This window comes from Isoptericola sp. 178 (assembly GCF_030586525.1).
GTDB lineage: Bacteria > Actinomycetota > Actinomycetes > Actinomycetales > Cellulomonadaceae > Isoptericola > Isoptericola sediminis.
In genome coordinates this window covers 781,980-789,771 of record NZ_JAUQYN010000002.1, presented here as the reverse complement: position 1 = coordinate 789,771, position 7,792 = coordinate 781,980, and the positions used below count along the sequence as shown (strand labels likewise).

4 protein-coding genes are annotated in these 7,792 nt (G+C 74.3%); 1 reads left to right on the top strand and 3 read right to left on the bottom strand.

Annotated elements, in window-relative coordinates:
• Nucleotides 1-133: 133 nt before the first annotated feature.
• Nucleotides 134-3,484 carry an isoleucine--tRNA ligase gene (gene ileS, locus Q6349_RS08165; RefSeq protein ID WP_304603633.1) on the bottom strand — a complete coding sequence of 1,117 codons (3,351 nt, stop codon included), beginning with the start codon at nucleotides 3,482-3,484 and terminating at the stop codon, nucleotides 134-136.
• A 345-nt stretch (nucleotides 3,485-3,829) separates the two neighbouring features.
• Here ileS and Q6349_RS08160 point away from each other — a divergent pair, with 345 nt between their 5' ends.
• Complete coding sequence (locus Q6349_RS08160; protein WP_304603632.1) at nucleotides 3,830-5,179, top strand: MFS transporter; 1,350 nt, start codon at nucleotides 3,830-3,832, stop codon at nucleotides 5,177-5,179.
• Nucleotides 5,180-5,197: 18 nt separating this feature from the next.
• On the opposite strand, the gene Q6349_RS08155 is transcribed toward Q6349_RS08160, so the two are convergent.
• Nucleotides 5,198-5,986 (bottom strand): SDR family oxidoreductase, encoded by a 789-nt coding sequence (locus Q6349_RS08155; protein WP_171246843.1) that lies wholly within the window; start codon nucleotides 5,984-5,986, stop codon nucleotides 5,198-5,200.
• An 88-nt stretch (nucleotides 5,987-6,074) separates the two neighbouring features.
• Nucleotides 6,075-7,679: a molybdopterin-dependent oxidoreductase gene (locus Q6349_RS08150; RefSeq protein ID WP_304603631.1), complete on the bottom strand. Its 1,605-nt coding sequence runs from the start codon at nucleotides 7,677-7,679 to the stop codon at nucleotides 6,075-6,077.
• Between the last annotated feature and the right edge of the window lie 113 nt (nucleotides 7,680-7,792).

Here is a 7,792-nt window from a genome sequence, read left to right as displayed (position 1 = left end):
GAGCGCCCCCCCCCGGCCTTTACCGCCCCCGCGGGCGGTTGCCGGGCCGGCCCCGCCTCCCCCCCCCACGCGGCGTCCTGACCCGCGAGAGGTCGTCCTGACCCGCCCGGCGACGTCCTGACCCGGCAGCCCGTCAGGCCTTGGCCACCTGCACGGTGCGCTCACCCTCGCCGCCGGTCACCGTCATCGACGTGGCCAACGTCTCGCGCATGACGAGGTCGCGGTGCGCCTCGACGGCGTCCACGTCGCCGGCCGGGACCTCGAGCGTCAGCGCGATGCGGTCGCTCACCTCGAGCCCGGCGGCCTTGCGGGCATCCTGGACGTCACGCACGACGTCGCGTGCGTACCCCTCGGCACGCAGGGCGTCGTCGAGCGCGAGGTCCAGGACGACGAACCCGCCGCCCGGCAGCACGCTCGCCGCGACGTCGGCGCCGGCCTCGTCGCCGACCACGGTGGTGAGCTCGTACTCGGAGGCGAGCAGCGGCACCTCGCCGTCGTCGGTGGTCACGACGACCTCGCCGTCGGCCTGGTGCCACGCCCCGGCCTTGGCCGCCTTGATGACCGCCTGCACCCCGCGACCGAGGCGCGGCCCGGCCGCCCGGGCGTTGACCGCCAGCCGTTCGGTGATCCCGAACCGCTCGGAGGCCGCGGCGTCGGCCAGGACCAGGTCGACGGCCTTGACGTTCAGCTCCCCGGTGAGCAGCCCGGTGTAGTCCGCGAGCGCCTCCGGGTCCGGCACGGCCACCGTGAGCCGGGCCAGGGGCTGGCGCACGCGGAGCTGGTTCGCCTTGCGCAGCGCGAGCGTCGAGGACACGACGGCACGCACCTCGTCCATCGCGGCCACGAGTGCGTCGTCGGCGACCAGCGCCTCGGCCTCGGCGCAGCCGACGGTCGCGCCGGCGGGCGCCTCCAGGCTCGGCCAGTCGGCCAGGTGCACCGACCGGCCGCCGGTCAGGCCGCGCCAGATCTCCTCGGTGACCAGCGGGGCCAGCGGGGCCATGACGCGGCACAGCACCTCGAGGGCGGTGTACAGGGTGTCGAACGCGTCGGCGTCCTCCGCCCAGAAGCGGTCGCGCTGGGTACGCACGTACCAGTTCGTCAGCACGTCGAGGTGCTCGCGGACGGTCTCGCACGCCCCGGCGACGTCGTAGGCGTCGAGCTGCTCGGTGACGGTGCCGACGAGGTCGTGCGTGCGGGCCAGCAGGTAGCGGTCGAGGGCCGGCAGACCCGGCACGCGATCGCCCGTGATCGGCTTCGCGACGTACCCGGCGCCATCCTGCGCGCTGTTCGCGTAGAGGGTGAAGAAGTAGTAGGTGCTCCACAGCGGCAGCAGCACCTGGCGCACGGCGTCCCGGATGCCCTCCTCGGTCACCACGAGGTTGCCGCCGCGCAGGATCGGGCTGGCCATGAGGAACCACCGCATGGCGTCCGAGCCGTCCCGGTCGAAGACCTCGGTGACGTCCGGGTAGTTGCGCAGCGACTTGCTCATCTTGCGCCCGTCGGAGCCCAGCACGATGCCGTGCGAGACCGCCGACCGGAAGGCCGGGCGGTCGAACAGCGCCGTGGCCAGGACGTGCAGCGTGTAGAACCAGCCGCGCGTCTGGCCGATGTACTCGACGATGAAGTCGCCCGGGTAGTGGTGCTCGAACCAGTCGGCGTTCTCGAACGGGTGGTGCACCTGGGCGTACGGCATCGAGCCGGAGTCGAACCAGACGTCCAGGATGTCCTCGACGCGACGCATCGTGGAGCGCCCCGTGGGGTCGTCGGGGTTCGGCCGGGTGAGGTCGTCGACGAACGGACGGTGCAGGTCCGGCTCGCCCGCCGCGTTGCGCGGCAGCCGCCCGAAGTCCCGTTCGATCTCCGCGAAGGACCCGTAGACGTCGACGCGCGGGTAGGCGGGGTCGTCGGACTTCCACACCGGCACCGGGGAGCCCCAGAACCGGTTGCGCGTGATCGACCAGTCGCGGGCGTTCTCCAGCCACTTGCCGAACTGGCCGTGCTGGATGTGGTCCGGGGTCCAGGCGATCTGCTCGTTGAGCTCGAGCATCCGCTCCTTGATCTTCGTGACCTCGACGAACCAGGAGGACACGCCCATGTACATCAGCGGCTGCCGGCAGCGCCAGCAGTGGGGGTAGGCGTGGTCGTAGGACTCGCGGCGCAGCAGCACCGTCCCGGCGCTGACGGACCCCGTGTCGGCCTCGCCACGGGTCCGGGCCTTGAGGTGGTCGATGATCGGGGCGTTGGCGTCGAACACCTGCAGGCCGGCGTACTCCTCGACCGGTGCGGTGAACGTGCCGTCCGCCTTGACCGGCATGACGCTGGCCACGCCCTCACGGTCGCAGACGATCTTGTCGTCCTCGCCGAAGGCGCCGGCGGAGTGCACCAGGCCGGTGCCGTCCGTGGTGGTCACGAAGTCGGCCTCGACGACGCGGTGGGCGCGCTCACGACCGGCGTAGTAGGAGAACGGCGGGGCGTAGGTGGTCTCGAGCAGGTCGCGACCGGTCAGCCGGGCCACGACGCGCGGGGCCTCGGCGCCCTCGTCGGTCAGCTCGCGGGCGTAGTGGTCCAGGCGCGCCTCGGCGAGCACGAACCGCTGCGGCGACCCCGTCGGCGAGGCCTCGACGACCACGTAGTCGATCTCGGTCCCGACCATGACGAGCAGGTTGGACGGCAGGGTCCACGGCGTCGTGGTCCAGGTGAGGAGCCGGTCGCCCGCGGTCAGCCCGGCCGACGCGGCGCTCTCCGGCACGGTCAGGACCTCGAAGCCCACCGTCACCGCCGGGTCCTGGCGGTTCTGGTAGACGTCGTCGTCCATGCGCAGCTCGTGGCTGGACAGCGGCGTCTGGTCGTTCCAGCAGTACGGCAGGACGCGGAAGTCCTCGTACACCAGCCCCTTGCGGTGGAGCTCGGAGAACGCCCAGATCACCGACTCCATGTAGTCGGGGTTGAAGGTCTTGTAGTCGTGGTCGAAGTCGACCCAGCGCGCCTGGCGGGTGACGTAGTCGCGCCACTCGGCGGTGTACTTCAGCACCGAGGAGCGGCAGGCGTCGTTGAAGTTCTCGATCCCGAGCTCGAGGATCTCGTCCTTGGTCTTGATGCCGAGCTGGCTCATCGCCTCGAGCTCGGCGGGCAGACCGTGGGTGTCCCAGCCGAAGCGGCGCTCCACGTGCTTGCCACGCATGGTCTGGTAGCGCGGCACGACGTCCTTGACGTAGCCGGTCAGCAGGTGGCCGTAGTGCGGCAGGCCGTTGGCGAAGGGCGGGCCGTCGTAGAACACGAACTCGTTCTCGCCGTGCTCCCCCGCCGGGTTCTTGGCCACCGAGGCGCGGAAGGTGTCGTCGGCCTCCCAGTACGCCAGCACGTCGCGCTCGATCTGCGGCAGCTGCGGGGACGCGGGGACGCCGGCGATGCCGAACGCCTCGCCGGGCGTGGCGGTGGGCGCGTCGGCAGCGCCGTCGGACGTGCGGTGCAGCGGGTAGGCCATGGGCGGGCTCTCCTGAACGAGCGGGCGGTACGGGTCGTCGTGGTGCACTGCGAGGACGACGTCGGCTCCCCGCGCCGTCCTGGCGGACGACTCAGGTGCCGGGCCGCGGTACCACCCCGCTTGCGGACCGTGTCCTCGAGGAACCGGTCCACCGCTCGTCGGAGGCTGTGACGGGCCCACCCGTCCGGTTCTACTCGGCGCCGGGTCGCGCCTTTCTTCCGGAGGCTCGCCGGTGATGGCCGGGTCGACGCCTGTGCGGACCATGGTAGCCCGCGCCGCGCCGGAACCGCACCGGCTTTCAGGAGTACCCTGCGGGGTATCCCTGCGCGTACGACCTGGAGGACCATGTCCGCCGCCCCGGCATCCACCCGTCCCGTCGTGGAGGTGCAGCGCCGCACGCTGCGCGTCCTGGTCCTCGCCCAGGTGCTGTCCGGCGCCGGACTCGCGGCCGGCATCACCGTCGGCGCGCTCCTCGTGACGGACCTGCTGGGCTCGGCACGGTTCGCCGGCCTCCCCGCGGCGCTGTTCACCGGCGGGTCCGCCCTGGCGGCCCTGGCCGTCGGCCGGTTGTCGCAGCGTCACGGCCGCCGCGCGGGTCTCGCCGCCGGCTACGTCGCCGGCGCCGTCGGCGCGTTCGTCGTCGTGGCCGCCGCAGCCGCCCAGAACGTCTGGGTCCTCCTGGGGGCGTTCGCGCTCTACGGCGCGGGCACGGCCACCAACCTGCAGGCGCGCTACGCCGGGGCCGACCTCGCCGCACCGCACCGGCGGGCCCGGGCCCTGAGCACCGTGCTGGTCGCCACGACGCTGGGCGCCGTCGCCGGCCCGAACCTCGTGGGCGTCATGGGCGACGTCGCCACGGGCTGGGGTCTGCCGGCGCTGACCGGCCCGTTCATCCTCGGCGGCGCCGCCTACGCGGCGGCCGGGATCGTGCTCGGGGTCGCGCTGCGGCCCGACCCGCTGCTGCTGGCCCGACGGCTCGACGAGGAGGCGGTCGAGAACGCGACGGTGCCCGCCGCGGTCGAGGTCCCGGAGACGGACGACGCCGTACCGGGCCCGACGGCGGAGGACGCCCCGGCGGAGACCGCGGCCGAGGACCCCGGGGCCGTGCGCCGCGCGGTGCTCGTCGCCGGGACGGTCATGGTCCTCACGCAGGCCGTCATGGTCGCGATCATGACGATGACGCCGGTCCACATGGCCGACCACGGGCACGCGGTGTCGACCGCCGGGTTCGTCATCGCCGTGCACGTCGGGATGATGTACCTGCCCTCGCCGCTGTCCGGCTGGCTGACCGACCGGTTCGGGCCGCTCCGGGTGGCGGTCGCCGCGGCCATGACGCTGCTGGCCTCCGGTCTCGTGGCCGGGCTCGTGCCGTCGTCGTCCGTCGTCGGTCTCGCCGTCGGCCTCGGTCTGCTGGGTCTGGGCTGGAGCCTCGGGCTGGTGTCCGGCACCGCGATGCTCACGTCGTCGCTGCCCCTGGCGACCCGGGCCCGCACCCAGGGCGCGGTCGACCTCTCGCTCGCGCTGGCGGGAGCTGCCGGCGGGCTCGGGTCCGGTTTCGTCGTGGCGTCCAGCAGCTTCGCCGTCCTCTCGCTCGGCGGAGGGCTGCTGGCCCTGGCCGTGCTGCCCGTGGTGGCGCTGACCGCCCGGTCCCGGACCGGACCGGACCGAGCGGCTGCCGCGGACCGGCCGGTGTGACCCGGGCCGGTCGGACCGTCACACGCCCGTGCGCGCGATCTTCTGGTTGTGGGCCTGCGCCCGCGGCCGGATGACCATCAGGTCGGTGTTCACGTGGGCCGGGCGGGTCAGGGTCCAGGCGACCGCGTCGGCGACGTCCTCGGCGAGCAGCGGCTGGTAGCCCTCGTACACGGCCGCGGCCCGGTCGGCGTCGCCGTCGAACCGCACGAGGGAGAACTCCTCGGTGGCGACGGCTCCCGGGGCGATCTCCATGACCCGGACCGGTTCGCCGGCGATCTCCCAGCGCAGGGTCGTGGACAGCATCCGCTCGGCGTGCTTGGCGGCGGTGTACCCGGCCCCGCCCTCGTAGGCGCCGTGGGCGGCCGTGGAGGTCACCACGACGACGTCGGACCCGCCGTCGGGCCCCGCCGCCTCGGCCGACGCGCGCAGCAGGGGCAGCACCGCCTGGGTGACGCGCAGGGTGCCGAGCACGTTCAGCTCGTACATGCGCCGCCAGCCGTCCACGTCGCCGTCCTCCACCCGGTCCTGGCCCAGGGCCCCGCCGGCGTTGTTGACCACGGCGTCCAGCCCGCCGGTCGCCTCCAGGTGCGCCGCGAGCGCGGCGACCGCCGCGTCGTCGGTGATGTCCAGGGGGTAGGCCTCGGCCCCGGTCTCGGCGGCGAGCGCCTCGAGCCGGTCGGCACGCCGCGCGGCGGCGACCACCCGCCAGCCCTCGGCGCGCAGGCGGCGGACCACGGCGGCCCCGATGCCGGAGGACGCCCCGGTGACCAGGGCACGGCGGGCGGGCGCGGACGGGTTGCTGCTCATGGGTCGGCTCCTCGGGGTCGGACGGTTCGCGGCCACGGAGGAAAGCCAACCACGCCCGGGACAGGGACGAGAGCTTCCCGGGAGCGGATCAGCCGACGGTGACGGAGACCGCGTGCCACCCGGTCGCACCGTCCGGGGCCGGCGGCGCCTGCTCGGCGGTCTGCACCTGGCCGTTCGCGTCCGTGGCGCGCACGGCCACCTGGTGGTCGCCGGGGGTGGCGTCCCAGTCGAGGCGCCACTGGCGCCAGGTGTCCGGCCCGACGGTGTCGGCGAGCTCGGCCGCCATCCACTCGCCGTCGTCGACGCGCACCTCGACGCCGGAGATCCCGGTGTGCTGGGCCCAGGCGACGCCGGCGATGGTCACCTGCCCGGCCTCGACCGCAGCGCCCGGCCGCGGCACGTGGATCCGGGACTGCAGCTTGACCGGGCCCATCGCCGACCAGCCGCGGGGCGTCCAGTAGCCCTGGTCGTCGGCGAACCGCGTGACCTTGAGCTCGGTGACCCACTTGGTCGCCGAGACGTACCCGTACAGGCCGGGCACGACCAGGCGGGCCGGGAAGCCGTGCTCCTCGGGCAGCGGCTCGCCGTTCATCCCGACGGCGACCAGCGCCTCCCGGTCCGGGTCGGTGAGCACCTCCAGCGGCGTGCCCGCCGTCCAGCCGTCCACCGAGGACGACAGCACCATGTCGGCGTCGGCCTGCGGGCGGGCGCGGGCCAGCAGCTCGCGGATCGGGTGGCCGAGCCACAGGGCGTTGTCGACGAGGTCGCCGCCGACCTCGTTCGAGACGCAGCACAGGGTCACGTGGTGCTCGGTCATCGGCAGCTCGAGCAGCTCGTCCCAGGTGATCTCGAACGGCTCGTCGACCAGACCGGTGACCCGCAGCGACCAGGTGGCGGGGTCGACCTTCGGCACCCGCAGCGCGGTGTCGATGCGGTAGAAGTCGGCGTTGGGCGTGACGTAGGGCTCGGTGCCGGGCACACCGAGGTCGGCGCCGGCCGGCACCGCGGGCGCGGGGGTGGCCGCGGACGGCAGGCGGATGGCCTCGCGGACCACCTCGACCGCCCGGCTGCCGGCGGCCAGGGCACGTGAGGCCGCCAGGGCGAGGACACCGCCGACGGCCGTCGCCCCCGTCCAGATGAGGAAGGTGCGGCGTGAGGCGCCGTCGTCCGACAACGCGGCGGCAGGCGGCTCGCCCGCCGGGACGTCGGTCGCGCCGCCCGCCCCGGCGCCGGCACCCACCGGCACCACGGCGGCCGGCGCGGGCACCCGGGCGACGAGCAGCCGCAGCAGCAGGACGCCGCTCCCGACACCGAGGACCGCCGGGAGCGCCCACAGCGGTGTGGCCCCGGGGCGGGTCACGGCGATGATCGCGAGGAGCAGGCCGACGGCGCCCATGAGGACCCGTCCCGCCGGCGGGCGGCGCAGCTCCAGCAACCCCGCCAGGACCGCACCGGCGGCGAGCACGACCCCCATCGTGGACAGCAGGACGAGCTTGTCGGCGGTGCCGAACCACTCGACGGCGAAGTCCTTGAGCCACGGCGGGACGTTGTCGACGACGACACCGCCCAGGGCCAGCACCGGCGAGGAGGCCGGGTCGACCCAGGCGGCGACCAGCTCGGACAGCGCCAGGCCCGCGCCGGCGGCCACGACGCCGGCCAGCGCGGCCCACCCATCCCGTGCTCGGAACCTCATACGGTCCACCCTGCCACCGCGAGCGCCCTTCGCCGCGCCCGTTCCGCCGTCGGAGGCGGACCGTCATCAGCCCGTAATGCGCGGGTACTAGGGTGGGAGTCCTCGCGGACCAC

Coding starts and splice junctions, on each gene's coding strand:
- ileS (WP_304603633.1), bottom strand. CDS start 3,484: ATGGCCTACCCGCTGCACCGCACGTCCGACGGCGCTGCCGACGCGCCC.
- Q6349_RS08160 (WP_304603632.1), top strand. CDS start 3,830: ATGTCCGCCGCCCCGGCATCCACCCGTCCCGTCGTGGAGGTGCAGCGC.
- Q6349_RS08155 (WP_171246843.1), bottom strand. CDS start 5,986: ATGAGCAGCAACCCGTCCGCGCCCGCCCGCCGTGCCCTGGTCACCGGG.
- Q6349_RS08150 (WP_304603631.1), bottom strand. CDS start 7,679: ATGAGGTTCCGAGCACGGGATGGGTGGGCCGCGCTGGCCGGCGTCGTG.